The 14468-nt window shown below is 57.4% G+C and carries 12 protein-coding genes; 8 read left to right on the top strand and 4 right to left on the bottom strand.

The genetic code is table 11. The annotated features are described in order from the left end of the window. The first annotated feature begins 20 nt into the window (after window positions 1-20). The 4 genes from NA78x_RS23620 (at window position 21) to NA78x_RS23605 (ending at window position 4134) form a co-directional block, all read left to right on the top strand. The gene (locus NA78x_RS23620) at window positions 21-1226 is read left to right on the top strand and encodes a type II secretion system F family protein (RefSeq protein WP_425614848.1); all 1206 of its coding nucleotides are present in this window, start codon (window positions 21-23) and stop codon (window positions 1224-1226) included. Between the two features lie 995 nt (window positions 1227-2221). After that, on the top strand, window positions 2222-2821 hold the full coding sequence (locus NA78x_RS23615) for a riboflavin synthase (protein ID WP_425614847.1): 600 nt from the start codon (window positions 2222-2224) through the stop codon (window positions 2819-2821). Between the two features lie 70 nt (window positions 2822-2891). Beyond that, the gene (gene rsmA / locus NA78x_RS23610; RefSeq protein WP_425614846.1) at window positions 2892-3794 is read left to right on the top strand and encodes a 16S rRNA (adenine(1518)-N(6)/adenine(1519)-N(6))-dimethyltransferase RsmA; all 903 of its coding nucleotides are present in this window, start codon (window positions 2892-2894) and stop codon (window positions 3792-3794) included. Window positions 3795-3822: 28 nt separating this feature from the next. Continuing rightward, window positions 3823-4134 (top strand): hypothetical protein, encoded by a 312-nt coding sequence (locus NA78x_RS23605; RefSeq protein ID WP_425614845.1) that lies wholly within the window; start codon window positions 3823-3825, stop codon window positions 4132-4134. Between the two features lie 12 nt (window positions 4135-4146). Here the strand turns inward: NA78x_RS23605 and NA78x_RS23600 are convergent, their stop codons facing one another. Further along, window positions 4147-4752, bottom strand: coding sequence for a hypothetical protein (locus NA78x_RS23600; protein WP_425614844.1), 606 nt, complete (start codon window positions 4750-4752; stop codon window positions 4147-4149). Between the two features lie 592 nt (window positions 4753-5344). On the opposite strand from NA78x_RS23600, the gene NA78x_RS23595 reads away from it, so the two are divergent. After that, window positions 5345-6958, top strand: a complete 1614-nt coding sequence (locus NA78x_RS23595) for a WD40 repeat domain-containing protein (protein ID WP_425614843.1) — start codon at window positions 5345-5347, stop codon at window positions 6956-6958. A 20-nt stretch (window positions 6959-6978) separates the two neighbouring features. Here the strand turns inward: NA78x_RS23595 and NA78x_RS23590 are convergent, their stop codons facing one another. The 3 genes from NA78x_RS23590 to NA78x_RS23580 form a co-directional block, all read right to left on the bottom strand. Continuing rightward, window positions 6979-7485 (bottom strand): GDYXXLXY domain-containing protein, encoded by a 507-nt coding sequence (locus NA78x_RS23590; RefSeq protein WP_425614842.1) that lies wholly within the window; start codon window positions 7483-7485, stop codon window positions 6979-6981. 1 nt (window position 7486) lies between these two features. After that, window positions 7487-8902 carry a DUF2157 domain-containing protein gene (locus NA78x_RS23585; protein ID WP_425614841.1) on the bottom strand — a complete coding sequence of 472 codons (1416 nt, stop codon included), beginning with the start codon at window positions 8900-8902 and terminating at the stop codon, window positions 7487-7489. A 394-nt stretch (window positions 8903-9296) separates the two neighbouring features. Then, window positions 9297-11096: a hypothetical protein gene (locus NA78x_RS23580; protein ID WP_425614840.1), complete on the bottom strand. Its 1800-nt coding sequence runs from the start codon at window positions 11094-11096 to the stop codon at window positions 9297-9299. 409 nt (window positions 11097-11505) lie between these two features. Between NA78x_RS23580 and NA78x_RS23575 the strand changes: the two genes are divergently transcribed. The 3 genes from NA78x_RS23575 to NA78x_RS23565 all read left to right on the top strand — a co-directional run bounded on the left by NA78x_RS23575 (window position 11506) and on the right by NA78x_RS23565 (window position 14411). Next, window positions 11506-12039 (top strand): helix-turn-helix domain-containing protein, encoded by a 534-nt coding sequence (locus tag NA78x_RS23575; RefSeq protein WP_425614839.1) that lies wholly within the window; start codon window positions 11506-11508, stop codon window positions 12037-12039. Window positions 12040-12311: 272 nt separating this feature from the next. After that, window positions 12312-12833, top strand: coding sequence for a translation initiation factor IF-3 (infC, locus tag NA78x_RS23570; protein ID WP_425614838.1), 522 nt, complete (start codon window positions 12312-12314; stop codon window positions 12831-12833). A 147-nt stretch (window positions 12834-12980) separates the two neighbouring features. Further along, on the top strand, window positions 12981-14411 hold the full coding sequence (locus NA78x_RS23565) for a DUF1501 domain-containing protein (RefSeq protein WP_425614837.1): 1431 nt from the start codon (window positions 12981-12983) through the stop codon (window positions 14409-14411). The last annotated feature ends 57 nt before the right edge of the window (window positions 14412-14468 follow it).

Below are 14468 nucleotides of genomic sequence, written 5' to 3'. Positions count from 1 at the left end.
GACGTCGAGCGAGTCATACCATGACAGCCATCACTTTTGAATTCGTTGCTCGCGATGCTTTGGGCGGTACGCAGGATGGCACCGTATCCGCGTCCTCGCGCGAAGAGGCAATACAAAAGCTGAGGCGTGATGGCTTGCAGATTGTTGAACTGGAAGAGGAGTCTCTCGGCGGCAGTTTGATTCCAGCCCGCGTGAGCAAAAGCGATATCGTCTACATCACCGGCCAACTTGCCGTGATGGTCGATACCGGCATCACGCTTTCGGTAGCTCTCGAGAGCATCGCCAGGCAAGAACAAAACGCCACGCTCAAGACGGTGCTGCTCGATCTGAAGAGTCAGGTGGAGTCGGGAGAAGATTTCTCGACGGCCCTGTCTCGGCATCCCAAGCATTTTGATCGCACGTATCTCGCGCTCATCAAGGCAAGCGAGAAGACCGGCACGTTGGCCGAGATGCTGGAAAACATTTCGCTCTACATGCGCAATCAACTCGATACCGCGCAGAAGGTCCGCGGCGCGCTCGCCTATCCGACGGTGATGCTCGTGCTGGCAACAGGCGTCACCATCTTCCTGCTGACATATGTCCTGCCAAAGTTCGAGCCGCTATTTACCCGCAAGGGCATCAAGCTGCCGATGATGACGACCGTGCTGATGACCACCTCAGACGCCATGCTCGACTACTGGTGGGCCTGGCTCATTGGAGTCGTCGTACTCGCGGTCACGTTCATCGTTGGTCGCAAGACCCCCACCGGCCGTGGCATCATGGATTGGCTGGCGATCCATACCCCCATTATCGGGCCCCTCGTTCGCAAGGTCATTCTTAGCCGCAGCGTGCGTACGCTGGGCACCATGGTCGAGAGCGGCGTCTCGATGCTCGAAGCTTTGCGGTTAGCTGGCGAGGTTTCCTCGAATGTCTACTACGAACGGGCCTGGCATCACGCGCTCGATCAAGTTACCGAAGGCAAAAGCATCTGCGACTCTCTTTACGGCCATCCGCTATTCCCTGGACCCTTGGTGCAGATGATCGCCGCCGGTGAAGACACCGGCAAACTCGATCACGTACTTCGCAAGGTGAGCTTGCACTACGACAAAGAAGTAGAAGCGGCCATCAAGTCAGCCACGACGATGCTCGAACCACTCATGATCACCGTGATGGGGGTGGTGGTCGGCGGCATCGCGATGGGACTCCTCTTGCCTATTTTCTCGCTCAGTCGAGCTCCTGCGGGTTAGTTGGCAGTTTCTTTACACCTGCTGTCAAAATCTGACGGTTTTTCCGTGAAGTTTGCTTGGACGATCTTAAGTTTCGCACAGGCGATGCCTAGTCTTTAAGCATCACTCGCCAACAACCCAATCACACTCGTTCCTGCGGAACCCGCAAGAAATATTCTGGGCAGGGCATACAAAGCTCTAAATCACTGATTTGAAATGGTTTGCGATAGCAGGCAGAAAATCTGCTGGCACGACCGCGCCAGATTGGCACAGCGCGTGCAATATGGTCCATACGTCAGCGAGAACGAACGAGAGTGAGTGTCACAAACCTTCACACTTTCTTCGAACTCGCTCAACAATCGCCAGCAATATTCGATCATCAGTTGGGTTCACAAGTTCGTTTCAGTGAGGTTGGTTCAGCGGCTTGCAAGTTGACCTGCTCAACAGTTGCTCCCGCCGACACCGTGGCCCGCTCAACGACATCGCCCGTTGCTGTCCGGCATCTGAATTCGCGGGAGGGAGAGGCCTTCGGATTCAGGTGCCCGGACGCACCGAGCACCTTGAGACTCAAAAACCATATCGCCCGTTGCTGCCCGGCATCCGAATTTGCGGGAGGGAGAGGCCTTCAAGTTCAGGTGCCCGGGCGCACCGACCAAAGTGAAGCCTACAACTGGAAACACCAGGGCTTCCTGAATCCAAAACGATTCAGTCACGCATCGCCCGTTGCTGTCCAACATCTGAATTTGCGGGAGGGAGAGGCCTTCAAATTCAGGTGCTTGGACGCACCGAACAAAGTGAGGCTCAGGCCTCCCTGAGTCCGCAAGACCCAGACAAGTATCGCCCGTTGCTGTCCGGCATCTGAATTCGCGGGAGGGAGAGGCCTTCGGATTCAGGTGCCCGGACGCACCGGCGGCGATTCCTTCAGCCGGACTTTTGTCCGGTCTTTTTGTTTCTTGGGTCCACGGTTCGCTGCCGTGCTCTGCCCGTTCGCAGCCAGTTTTTGTTACGATAAGCCTATGTTTACGGGACTTGTCGAAGAACTGGGAACCATCACCGCCGTGACGCCTCAAGGGGCAGCGGTCGAACTCTCTCTGCGCGCTCCGGTGGTGGCCAGCGATGCCGTCATTGGCGCCAGCATCGCCGTGAATGGTTGCTGCCTGACCGTCGTCCGCCGGGAGAGCGACGTGCTGACCTTCGAAGCGGGCAGCGAGACCCTCTCGCGGACCAATCTGGGCCGCCTCGTAGCGGGCAGTCGCGTCAATCTCGAGCGTTCGCTGCGAGTGGGCGATCGCCTTGGTGGCCATTATGTTTCTGGTCATATCGATTCCTTGGCCACGCTCGACGAGCGCCGCGAAGAAGGTCCCTGGGCGTTTCTCTGGTTCCGAGTGCCGGTCGAATTGTCTCGTCAAATGGCCTCCAAGGGTTCTGTCGCTGTCGATGGTGTCAGCCTTACGCTGGTCGAGGTGGAACGGGAACGATTCAGTGTCGCTCTCATTCCGCATACACTGTCGGTAACCACGCTGGGCCAGTTAAAACCCGGCGATGCCGTGAATATCGAGACCGATTTGCTCGCCAAGTATGTCCAGCGGCAGTTAGCATTTGTAACGGACCGCTGAGTTGCGTTTCCTGCTGTGAGCGGCCCGACTCGCGGCCGTTCTGTTCCTTCCTTTCCGATCGTTGTGCCTCATGCCTTCTGCCCGTCAGACCGTTTCGTACTTGACCCGCCGCTTTCAAGAAGCCGGCATTCGGCCCGAGGTCCGTCACGGCCAGAACTTCCTCATCGATCTCAACCTACTCGACGTTCTGCTCGAAACGGCTGCCCCCACCGAAAACGATGTCATTCTGGAAGTGGGCACCGGCATGGGCTCGCTCACCTCGATGCTGGCCGATCATGCGGCGCATGTGGTCACGGTCGAGATCGATGCCCGGCTGCATCAAATGGCTGCCGAAGAACTGGAACCGCAAACCAACATCACCATGCTGCTGCAGGATGCCCTGCGGAACAAAAACAACATTGCCGATAGCGTGATCGATGAAGTTCGCAAGCAAATGAACGCCGCCCCCGGTCGGCAATTCAAACTCGTCGCCAACTTGCCCTACAACGTCGCCACGCCGATCCTCTCGAACTTGCTCACCGTCGATCCGCTGCCCGTTTCGATGACCGCGACCATTCAAAAGGAACTGGCCGACCGCATGGTCTCTCCACCCGGCGTCAAGGACTACAGCGCACTGAGCGTTTGGATGCAGTCGCTGTGCGAGATGCACATTGCCCGCATCCTGCCGCCGCAAGTCTTCTGGCCGCGGCCGCGCGTTCACTCCGCCATCATTCACATCGTCCCCGATCCTGCGAAGATTGCCGCCTTTCCCGATCTCGAATTCTTCCATACCTTCGTGCGAGGCCTGTTTTTGCATCGCCGCAAGTTCCTCCGCAGCGGACTCGTCGCCTCGATGCAGGAGCATCTCGACAAGCCTGGTGTCGACGAAGTCCTCGCCCCGTTCAATTACCCGACCGATGTTCGCGCCGAGCAACTTTCGCTCGAACAGATTCAACAGCTTTGCGAAGCCTTTCGCCTGCGACTTGCAGCTTGATCGATCTCTCCTGCCATAAAGCGATCTCATGAATAGCCCTGCCTCTCCGCCACCCAACACGTTGGGCAAAACGAGCCTCGTGCTGGGCATTTTGGGCAGCTTTTTTGTCGTCCTCATCGGCCTGTGTGCCGGCGTCGGCAAGCAGCAAGGCTGGCTCCCCGCCGTCGGCCCGCTCTTGCTCATCTTTGGCGGAGCCTTCACCTTCCTGGGCCTCATCAGCGCGCTGCTGGGTTTCCTGGGCATCTTTCATCGCTCCCGCGGCACCGCCATCGCCGGCCTCATCCTCGGCATCATCACCGTGTTGCTCTTCGCCGCCATCGTCAACGAAGCGGGCAAATAACACCGCCGTATTTCATTCGTATTTGTCCAAAAACTCCGTCCGGGCTTGCATGCGAGTGAACGCCATTCGCGCGGAATACTTCGTTTTTCCTTCTAGCACGCGCGGGTTATTGGACAGGCGACTTAATGCGAGTCCAATCTGTAAGTACCTTGGCTTCGCTGGCGTAGTCCGATCGGCTATCTCAAACACGATCGCATCGTCCCTCAGCAGGCTCTTCAAATTCGCTGGCAACTGCGTTCCCCGCGAGATCATGATCACGACCTGCCCCTTCTTCAATTGCTTGGCCGCTTCAGCGCTTTTGATTTCTTTGCCGCCGACTGTAGTAACGATCGTTTCGGCACTCGAAATGTGGAGGGCTTCCGTGACCAGTTCCGGAACAACCACCGTTCGCGATTCTTCCACTCCGGCAGGATTAATACTCGTCTCTACCACGGTCGCCAACCGCGAAAAAGTCTTGTGCAGCACAAAGCCCCGCAACTCCTCGTCGTATCTCTCAAAAGCCACGACATCCGCCACTCCTGGCCCCTCCACCGGCAACTGCGCATGCAACTGCTGCGTAGCGGTGAGACAACACAGACCCATCGCCAGGATCAACCACCACACTTGCTTGGCAGGCATTCGTAAATCTCCCCACAAACATCGCCGTTAAAGGCAGCGCCAGCGACTTCGCAGGCTCACCGTCCCGCATCTAGCGATAACCGTTTTTGATAACTTTTTCGCGAAGTTTTTCGTGATAACCGAACGACTCAACTCGAACTCCGTCAACAGCTTGCTTCAGTCAAGGCCGGATTTTTGCTGTTTTGGTGATAACCATTTGATAACCACATCCGCTCGCCACTTCTTGCCCTTCGGTCTCCATTCCTTGTCGGTCCAAAGGGAATTTCGTTGCCGCTAATTGATACGGATGGCTGGTCATGGATTGCTCAGTGAATCAAGTTTTTTGGCGCGATTGATGGGGTACTGCGACGGACCAGTGCGCGAACTTTTTGCGCTGGCGTCTCGTCGCTATTCGCGGTCGCTTCTGCATCGCTTGCTCACGCACACAAACTGGAATCTGCTCGACGCGTGATTCTTTGTCAAATGCCAAAACTCACATTTTTAAGGGCAGCAGGTCTGCTGGGATTTCGCGCAGATTTTTTATTTGGATAGCAATCACTACTCTTTTATATTGAGGCCGCGATTTCTCTCTACCATGCTCGGGTGCAACACAATGACATCAACTCGAATGGGCGTACTGGTGTTTGGGCTCCTGGTCTTCTGTGTCCCGGTGGCGATCGTGGCCCAAGAAGATCCCTTTGCCGGCAAGCCAGCGGCAATTGCCAAGGCTGCATCTCTCTTGAACGGGCTGTCCATTCCCGGCCTGAATGCCAAATCGGTGACCTTCGGCGGTCCTGGTTGCCCGGTCGTGTTAATCAGCAACCGTATTCACGAGATCTCGACCGGCAAGGCAGTCTGTTCACTCACCGTGCCGGATCTGCTCTTTCGCATGGGTGCGCTTAGCGGCGACGGCAAGTACGTGGCCGTCTGCAATCGCATGTCACAGGAAGGGGAAAAGATTCTGGTCTTTAATGCCCAGACGGGCGAGTCGGTCATGGAGATCCCAAAGGCCTCCGCTCGCGACACGTTGCTGGTGTTCTCCTTCAACAAGTATCTGATTGCCAATAGCACCGACAACAATTCGCTCGACGTCTGGGACTTGGAAACGAAAGCGAAGAAGAAGTCGATTCCACTCGCCGGCCAACGGATCGAATGGGAGAAGGTCAGCTTTTCGGGCGACGGCCGCAGCTTTTGCATGGTGGGCGATGAAGGCCCTGTGGTGTGCGACACAGCGACTGGCAAAGTCCAAGCGCAGTTGTCGTTAGCCGCGCCTGTGACCGTCGCCAAGGGAAATCGCGGCTTGCCGAATCCACGGGCCGGGCAACCCAATCCTTCGGCTCGGCAAGCGATGATGGCAGCCCGGTTTGCCTTGGCTTGGACCAAATCTCTCAGTTTCTCGCCCGACAGCGACGAAATCGCTTGCTTCACGACGCATCCTCACCCGCGTTTGATCTGCTGGAGTCGTCAAGGAAAGATGTTGCTCGACATTCCAATTCCAGAGTCGCGCGACCAAACCCCCATCGTCTGGTTGCCCGAAAAAACAGGCTGGCTCGTGAACCAGATGATTGTCGATCGCACCTCCAAGCGTGCAGTCATGAAGCTGGGGCGGGATGCTTCGGCGGTCGCCTTGAGCAAGGATCAGTTGTTCGGCCTGTTCGGCGAGGCGGGGAGCCTCGATACATTTACGATTCCCTGGGAAGACTTGCGTAAGAGCTTGAAAGCGATGGCCTCGCGCACTCCGGCCATTTTAGCGCCCTATCAGGCGGTGAGCATCGAGGTGAAAGTGGACCAGGCTCGCGGCGATATCGCTGAATTGACGAAAGTCGTAACCGAAGCCGTGACCAAGCGCCTCGAGCGAGACGGCGTTGCGGTAAAACCCGGTCAGCCTACGACTTTTCGGATCACCGTTTCGGAAAAAGCAGGTGAGCTGCTGCCCATTTACGAGCGCACCTCGCGTTTCGATTTTCAAGGTCGCGATACTGGCAACAAAGCGACCGAAGCCAACGGAACTGCCTCGGTGGAGATCATTGCTGCTGGCGAAGCCGAACCGATCTGGCGAGATGTGTTGAAATCGACGAATTCCACCAGCTTTAAGAAGGAAATCAACGACGCCACGGTTCGGGAAAGCATGCTCGAAAACCTCGGCTTGCAACTCAATCGCCTGAACCTGCCATACTTCATTCCGAAAGCCGAAGATCTGCTTGCCCTACCCGTCATGGTGCAGTGAGGTTTGATCGGTGCCTCCATTCATTCGACGACGACTTTCTTCAATCTCGCAGTCCCTTTCCAGACTGCAACGTCGGCAAACACCGGTCGCCGGTCTCGAATGGCCTGTTCGATTTTCAGTCCCTCGCCTTCTTGGACGAAATACGCGCCGATGCCCGCGTCGACTCGGTTCCAGCCTCGAAGCGTGCCTCGAATCCAGGTTCCGCTCTTCGGCTGTTCAGCGCTCGCCTTTTGCATGATCCAGTATTGGCCATCAGGAGCGGGTTTTAAACTGACATAGACATCGCGGCCATCGTTCCATTGGTACTCAGAATCGGATAGCCCTCGAATCGTATTAGGTTCTAATTGCGAGAAATCGTAACTCAGGATCACGTAGTCGCCGCGAAAGAAATCGCGTGGGTCGACCGGTGCCACTTTCAGCCGAACGGTTTCGCCAAATCGCAGGGGCAAGCTGTCGACGAAGATCATCCCCGCCAAGATACCCACTTGAGCTACAGCCGTCAGGGCGACCAGTACGAGTTTGCTCATGCTAAACATGCACCACCTGCTTTCTTCGCTGCCAGAACCAAGCTAAGCCACCAATGGCCACGCCACACGCGCCAAACAAGGCAGCAGCTCCGAGCATGCCTGCCTCAAACCCAAACAAGTCAGAATACCGCAGCATCATCCAGAGGAGAAAATAGCCGACGCCCGCGAAAAACGGTTGCCCTCGATCATCACGGACGCCAATCCACATCAGCCAGATCGAAAGTGCAATCATGGCTGCATTGGCGATGAGCGCTGAAGTGATCGACACAAGTGGATCGGCGTTACGAAAGTTGCCGCCACCTTCCATCACTGGTATCAGCGCAAGACCTGCCATCACGGCGGCGAGGCTCAGCGGCAGCCATTGTCGTTGTCGAATCTCTGCAAACCGATCGGCTTCCTTCAACTGGCCTGCCTCCAAACAGCGGAAGCGAACGTATTCTGCCGCAGCCATCGCCAGGCCGGTCAGAGAGGCAATCACAATTGCGGTGAGCAGACCATGAGTTTGTTCGTATCGCCACCAATCGTAGTACCGGTGATAACTGAGCGGCAGCAAGGCACTGCCGAAGAGCAGCACTCCCAGCATGCGGTAGGGAATCGCGAATTTGCTGCCGGCAAAATGACTTTCTCCCAAGATCAGCAACATCGCTCCCACCGCACCAACGAAGTAAGCCATCTCGTCGTGCCAGCGCCACCCGATTGGCTGCAGGCAGATCCACCACACCAGCAACGGCAAGTAGATCGCCAATGTTGCAACCGAACGCCGCTGATAGGCCAGCCACATTCCTGGCAGCGCCATGAGCGGCGCCAGGTACGCTCCATTCGAAATCCAGTTCCAGCGCACCCCAAAGAGCAACGCGCCCAAGTGGCCATAGCCAATCACTTCGGAGCCAATCCAGGTCCCCAGTAGCACCGCGAACAGCGCGTGCAACAGCAGGGTGTCGAGCAGAATCGCCAGTGGCAACACGCCCAAAGCCCACCAAAAGAAGCCGTCAGGATAGTGCGCACTCATATGAAAGACTTGCGCGATCAGCCAAATCGCCGCGCCATAGAAGATCGCGGCGAGAAAGAAAACCGTTTCGGCCAGCCGCTTGTTGCCCCAGCGCCAGATGCCAAAGGCGACACTGTAAGTTCCGATGAGCACACCAAAGATGATCGCAAGTTTACCCGCAGGCGGGATCTGATCCCAGTTGAACCCAACGAGCAACATCACAGCGGCTGCAAGGAGCAAAGCCGCCAGGCTACAGAGCACAATGACGAACCAGTTGTGCCGCGAATCTTGTTCGCTGGCAGAAGTCTCGTACAGATTCAAAATCTGTGGCAGTTGCTCAGGCCGGAGAACTTTCTCTTGCTGCCAGAACTCTAACTCGCCGATCAGCCATTGCCGAGTTTCAAGAGGAATCGGACGGCGTTCGGACATGAAGCGTTACCCGGGTGGTGAAGAGAGGCCATTTCATTTTACAGCAAGAATAGCACCGCAACCTTAAAGGCAACATTCCGTCGCCTTCGTGGCGCGAGGGCCATATCTTGTGGCAGTGCGTGGTCGGGCACAGGATGGCTGGTGGTCGGTCGGTCGCGTTTGATGATGGCCCAGCGACTGATGGTAGAATTCTTGCCATGCGATACTCATTCCGTGCGCTAATGCTGGTGGTGTACCTGGCACCGCCGCTGATTGCAGCGGTATGGTCATTTCCAGCAGCCATCATCCTGTTTGTCTGTGGTGCACCATCGTTGCCCTCTCGATCGCAGAAGCCGTGAATTGCTGGCGCAAGACGACTACTGAACCGTAGGTGACACCGACGATCGCAGGCAGCCTATTGGCCGCCGAGGACGGTGTAGTTGGCGGCAGAGCCGGCGGGCTTGCGGATTTCGAGGCGCAGGCGGCCTTCAGGCTTGGGAATGCGAAGGGTGATGCGATGCTTGCCGGCGGGGATCTCGCGTTTGGCGAGCGTGGTGCCTTCGAAGGGCTCGGCATCGAGCCACCAGACGGTACTTGTTGGCGCGGTGAGTTCGAGTTCTACTTCGCCGGCATCGACCACTTCGAATTGTCCCTGCAGGTAAATGGCAGTAGCTTCGCCAGTCGATTTCAACTCGGCGAGCGGGAAGTCGCCGCCAGCCATGCCGTAGACGACGTTCCAGGCGGAGTCGGGCGTGTCGAGCACTTGCTCGCGCAGCACTTCGACGTTCGGCACGTCATCGAGCAGTTGTTTGTCGGGCGAGGATAGCACTCGCCAGCGCTGCACGGTGGGAATCTTGCGTACGGCATAGGGACCGGGCTTGCCGAGTTCCGAGACGAAGCGAGACAGGTCGAGAAACTCATCGTGCGTCAGGAACTTGGTCAGTCCTTGTGGCATGAGGGACTTTCCTTCCGCTTCGTCTTCGATATCGGCCGTTGCGATCGTCAGCAATTTGCCGGAAGCATCGCGCAGGCGAACGCGGGTATCGTCACGGTCAATCACGATGCCCGTTACCACGCCGCCATCGGTGGTGAGCAGCACACGCGTGACGTATTGCTCTTTGATGGCCAGGTTCGGATTGAGAATCGAGTTCACCACATAGTCGGCTGGTGAAATGGAACCGAGCGCAGTCAGTTCCGGACCAACTTGTCCGCCCGCTTGAGCAATGCTGTGGCACTTGATGCACGACAGATCCTTGCGACGGAAGATTTGCTCGCCTCGTTCCGCGTTCCCTTTTGCCAGGACCTCGGCAGCGATCTTCGATGCTTCTTCGGGTGTTGGCGGCGGGGCATCGAGCGCGATGTTAGCTGCTTTGCTCAATACTTCCGAGAGCGCTGCATCGCTGCGACCCACGCTGTACATGTGCCGCAAGCTGATTTTGGCAGCTTCTTCGGGAATCTTTTGATCTTTCAATTGCGCGGCCAGTTTCTCGGCGCCACCTTTGCGGCCGAGGATGGCATCTAAGAGAGGAGCAGGATCTTCTTTCGAGGTGATGGCGGGAATGATCGTGCTCGCGGCGGTAGCCGCTGCATCGAGATCGATGGCCGCCAGTTCAGCGGCGGCAAGCAAGCGCAGTTGAACGGCGTTTCCCTTCGTAGCCAGTTCGCGAATGGTCTGCTTACTCTCTGCATCGCCGAGTGAGACGAGTCCGCCGATGGCTGCCTGTCGCAAGCGGGCCGGGGTTTTGTCGTTTTGAGCCAACTCTTGCAACTGCGGGCGAACGGCCGCGACTTTCCACAGGCCGGCCAGTTCGATGGCTCCGCTGATGATGGCCGGGTCGCGTTTGGTCACGTCGCCCGAAAGGAGTTGCTTGATCGCACTCAAGTCGCCACTGGGTCGCACTTTGCGAACGCGAGCGGCATCGGCCAGCCAGGCGAGCGATTGGCGGCGCAATGCGGGAGCAAAAGCATCGTCTTTGATCACTTCGCCCACGATGTATGCCAGATCGTCGGGGCCACCGCGCGTGACAACCATTTCCACTACTTGCGGCTGTCGTTCTTTCGGCACTCGGCCGCTTTGCAGCAGCTTTAGCAGCGGGCCAGCTGCGCCCGCCTGAGCCCAAACAACAGTGGTAGTCGAAGCGAACAGGCTCAGGGCAATTAGGCTAACAGCCAGCAAGTGGAGACGAGAATTCTGGCAACGGAGAGAGAACTTCATGGCAATCTCAGAACAGGGCAGCGAAGAATCGCGGAGGTGGGAATGTCAGCAGAAAATTATAGTCATCCGGCTGTGGGTCGGGCGGCTGTTGCCAGCAAAACGCCAGGAAGAAAAGCCAGTTGAAATCGTCTTTTCGCAACCGCCGCATCATCAAGCAGTTAGCGATAGTGTCAGAAGGTAGCCGGCCAAACGCTGTCAACCTTTTGGCGCGCCGGCGAACGATTTTTCCAGAAATTTTCTCCGATTCGGGGAGAAAAGGTTGCAGCCACAGGGAACGCGCGCCTCTCGCTGCGCATCCATTTCTCTGAGCGTCGCTGCGCATCGCTAGCGGATTTTTCTGTCTAGCAAGTGTCAGCCGCGGGCAGAGGAACAGAGACCGTTGCCCACGGCAGCGTTAAAGGAGCCGGGTATGTCGACTGCGGAGTTAAGCGTGGTTCGTTACGATTCTCAAGGGCCGCCTCGTAAAGGAAATGCGCCCGGTCAGCCGCTGCATCGCATTGAAGAAGTGCGGCTGCAACAAGGAATGACGCTGCGAACCGCTTCGCGGCATCTCGGTTTGGATGTGCGGACAATTCGGGCCCAAGAGCAATCAACCTCCGATTTGCGACTGAGTGACCTTTACCGCTGGCAATCGGCGTTGGAAGTTCCGATTGGCGAATTGCTCGTCGAGACCGAAGAGCCTCTTTCTCGCCCCGTGATGGAGCGGGCTCGCATGGTGCGGCTGATGAAGACGGCCGCTGCCATTCTCGAAGATGCTTCGACCAGCAACACCAAGCTAATGGCCGAAAACCTGATCGACCAATTGGTCGAAATCATGCCAGAACTGCGAGAAGTGGGCCCGTGGCACAGCGTGGGTCAGCGCCGGACATTGGACGAAATGGGCCGGATTGCCCAGCATCCGATTTCGCTCGACGCCGGCGATTATGGCGACGACGGCGACTAAATCGCTCTTTCGCGAGTCTGCTGGCAGGCGTAATGTCTTTTCCTGAATAGCCCCGGAGTTGCTTTTCCGGGGCTCTTTCGTGCCAGTACTGTTGACTTCACTTGCTCCGATAGCGAATACTAGTAACGCGTTGCGCTGCCGGACTTTGCCTTAGGGCGGCTTCGGCGTAAGTGTGACCTACGATTATGGTATGCTTGCCTGTTCCAGCGGCCTGATGGGCGGTCAACGACGTCCGCCGAATCCGTCGCGTTTTTTACCTTGATTTCGAAAGGGTGCCTGCGATCCCTCCAGCCGACCAGAAGACTCGCATCAACGAGCAAATTCGAATTTCTCCAGTACGTGTGATTGGAGCCGATGGGGCTCAGTTGGGCATCATGCCCGTCGATTCTGCACTCGCCAAAGCGCGCGAATCGGACTTGGACCTGGTAGAAGTTGCGCCCAACGATCGGCCGCCTGTCTGCCGCATCATGGACTACGGCAAGTTCAAGTATCAGCAAAACAAAAAGTCGGGTCACACCGCCCATCATCCGAAGCTGAAAGAAATTCGGCTGCGCCCCAAGACCGGCGACCACGATATCGAATTCAAGGTCAAGCAGGCCCTCGGTTTTCTCGAGCACAAAGACAAGGTGCAGGTCTCGGTGATCTTCCGTGGTCGCGAACTCGCGCACATCGACGAAGGTCGCAAGGTCATGGACCAGGTCATCTCCAAGCTGCTTGAAGTCGGCAAGCTGGAATCGCCCCCTTCGCAGCAACAAAAGCGAATGATCGCCACCGTCGTGCCGAAGCAGGCATAAGCGGGTCCGGCATAGCCATGTAGCCCGAAGCCGTGCTTCGGGCCGGTTGTGTTGTACGCAAATTCTATTTGCTAAACGACGGTCTTGTCCGGCTATAATCGAGCGGTGTCGAAAATTGACCGCTCTCTCCGCCGGTGATGATTCGTCATGGCTCAGCAGCACTATTCTACCGCGATGGGTAATCGACGCGAGTTTCTCACGCGCGCTGGCGGCGGCTTTGGGGCGATTGCGCTAGCGTCAATGCTCGCGCAAGAGACTCGCGCCAGTGAAGCAAAGAGCGATACCAGCCATGTGCGTCCGCCGCACTTCGAGCCGCGCGTGAAACGCGTGATTTGGCTCTTCATGCATGGCGGGCCGAGTCACGTCGATTTGTTTGAAGCCAAGCCTGATTTGATCAAGTACGGCGGCAAGCCGTTGCCGGATTCGTTCGGCGAGGTAATGACACGGCGCAAGGTCGCACAGAATCCACTACTGCCGCCGATCAAGCCGCTGCGGCAACATGGCGAAAGTGGTCACGCGATCAGTGACCTGCTGCCCGAGATTGCCAAGCAGGCGGACGATCTGTGCATGCTGCACAGTGTATGTGGCGATAGTGTGAATCATCCGCAGTCGGTGTATCAGATGAACACCGGCAGCATTTTAATGGGTCGGCCGAGCGTCGGTAGTTGGGTTGCGTATGGCCTGGGTAGTGAGAATCGCGACTTGCCTGCTTATGTCGTGCTGCCGGATCCTGGTGGCGGAGTGAAAGGTGGCCCGCCTGCGTGGGGCAGCGGCTTCTTGCCGGCGACCTATCAGGGCATCACCATGCGCCCTGGTGACTCGCCGCTACTGAACCTAAAGCCGCCGAAGGAGCTCTCGGGCCATCAACAGCGGGCGACGCTCGACCTGGTGCAGCAATTCAATCGCGCGCACCTCGATGCTCGCGACGGTGACGACGAATTGGCTGCGCGCATTCGGGCGTACGAACTGGCATTTCGCATGCAGAGCACCGCGCCGGAACTTGTGAATCTGAAGGACGAGACAGAAGAGACGCAGCGGCTGTACGGCCTCGATGAGAACCACACACGTTCGTTCGGCCAACGCTGCTTGCTCGCGCGGCGGATGATCGAGCGCGGCGTGCGCTTTGTGCAGGTCTATTCGGGCGATACCAATGGCTGGGATGCCCACAACGACGTGCTCGCAAATCACACGCAGCATTGCCGAGCCACCGATAAGCCCGTTGCGGCACTGCTGCACGACCTGAAACGTCGCGGGCTTTGGAAAGACACGCTTGTGATCTGGGGCGGCGAGTTCGGACGCATGCCCATGAGCGAGCAAGGAACCGGCCGCGATCACAACCCTTGGGGCTATACCGTGTGGATGGCCGGCGGCGGAGTGAAAGCGGGTCTGCGGTATGGAGCTACCGATGCCGTCGGTCTGCGGGCCGAAGACAAACCCGTGCCGATCAAGAATCTGCACGCCACGATCTTGCATCTGCTCGGCCTCAAGTTCGATGAACTGACCTTCTTTCATAACGGTCTTGAAGAACGCCTCACCGGCCCCGCCGAAGCGGATGTCGTGCACGAAGTGCTCGCCTAAACGGGTGACGACCGGGGCAAATGGATTTCTCACCAGCAAAAGGGTTTCCCGCAAACT

Origin of the sequence: Anatilimnocola aquadivae (assembly GCF_049819085.1) — a bacterium.
Classification (GTDB): Bacteria; Planctomycetota; Planctomycetia; order Pirellulales; family Pirellulaceae; genus Anatilimnocola.
This window is presented reverse-complemented; position numbering and strand designations above follow the sequence as displayed.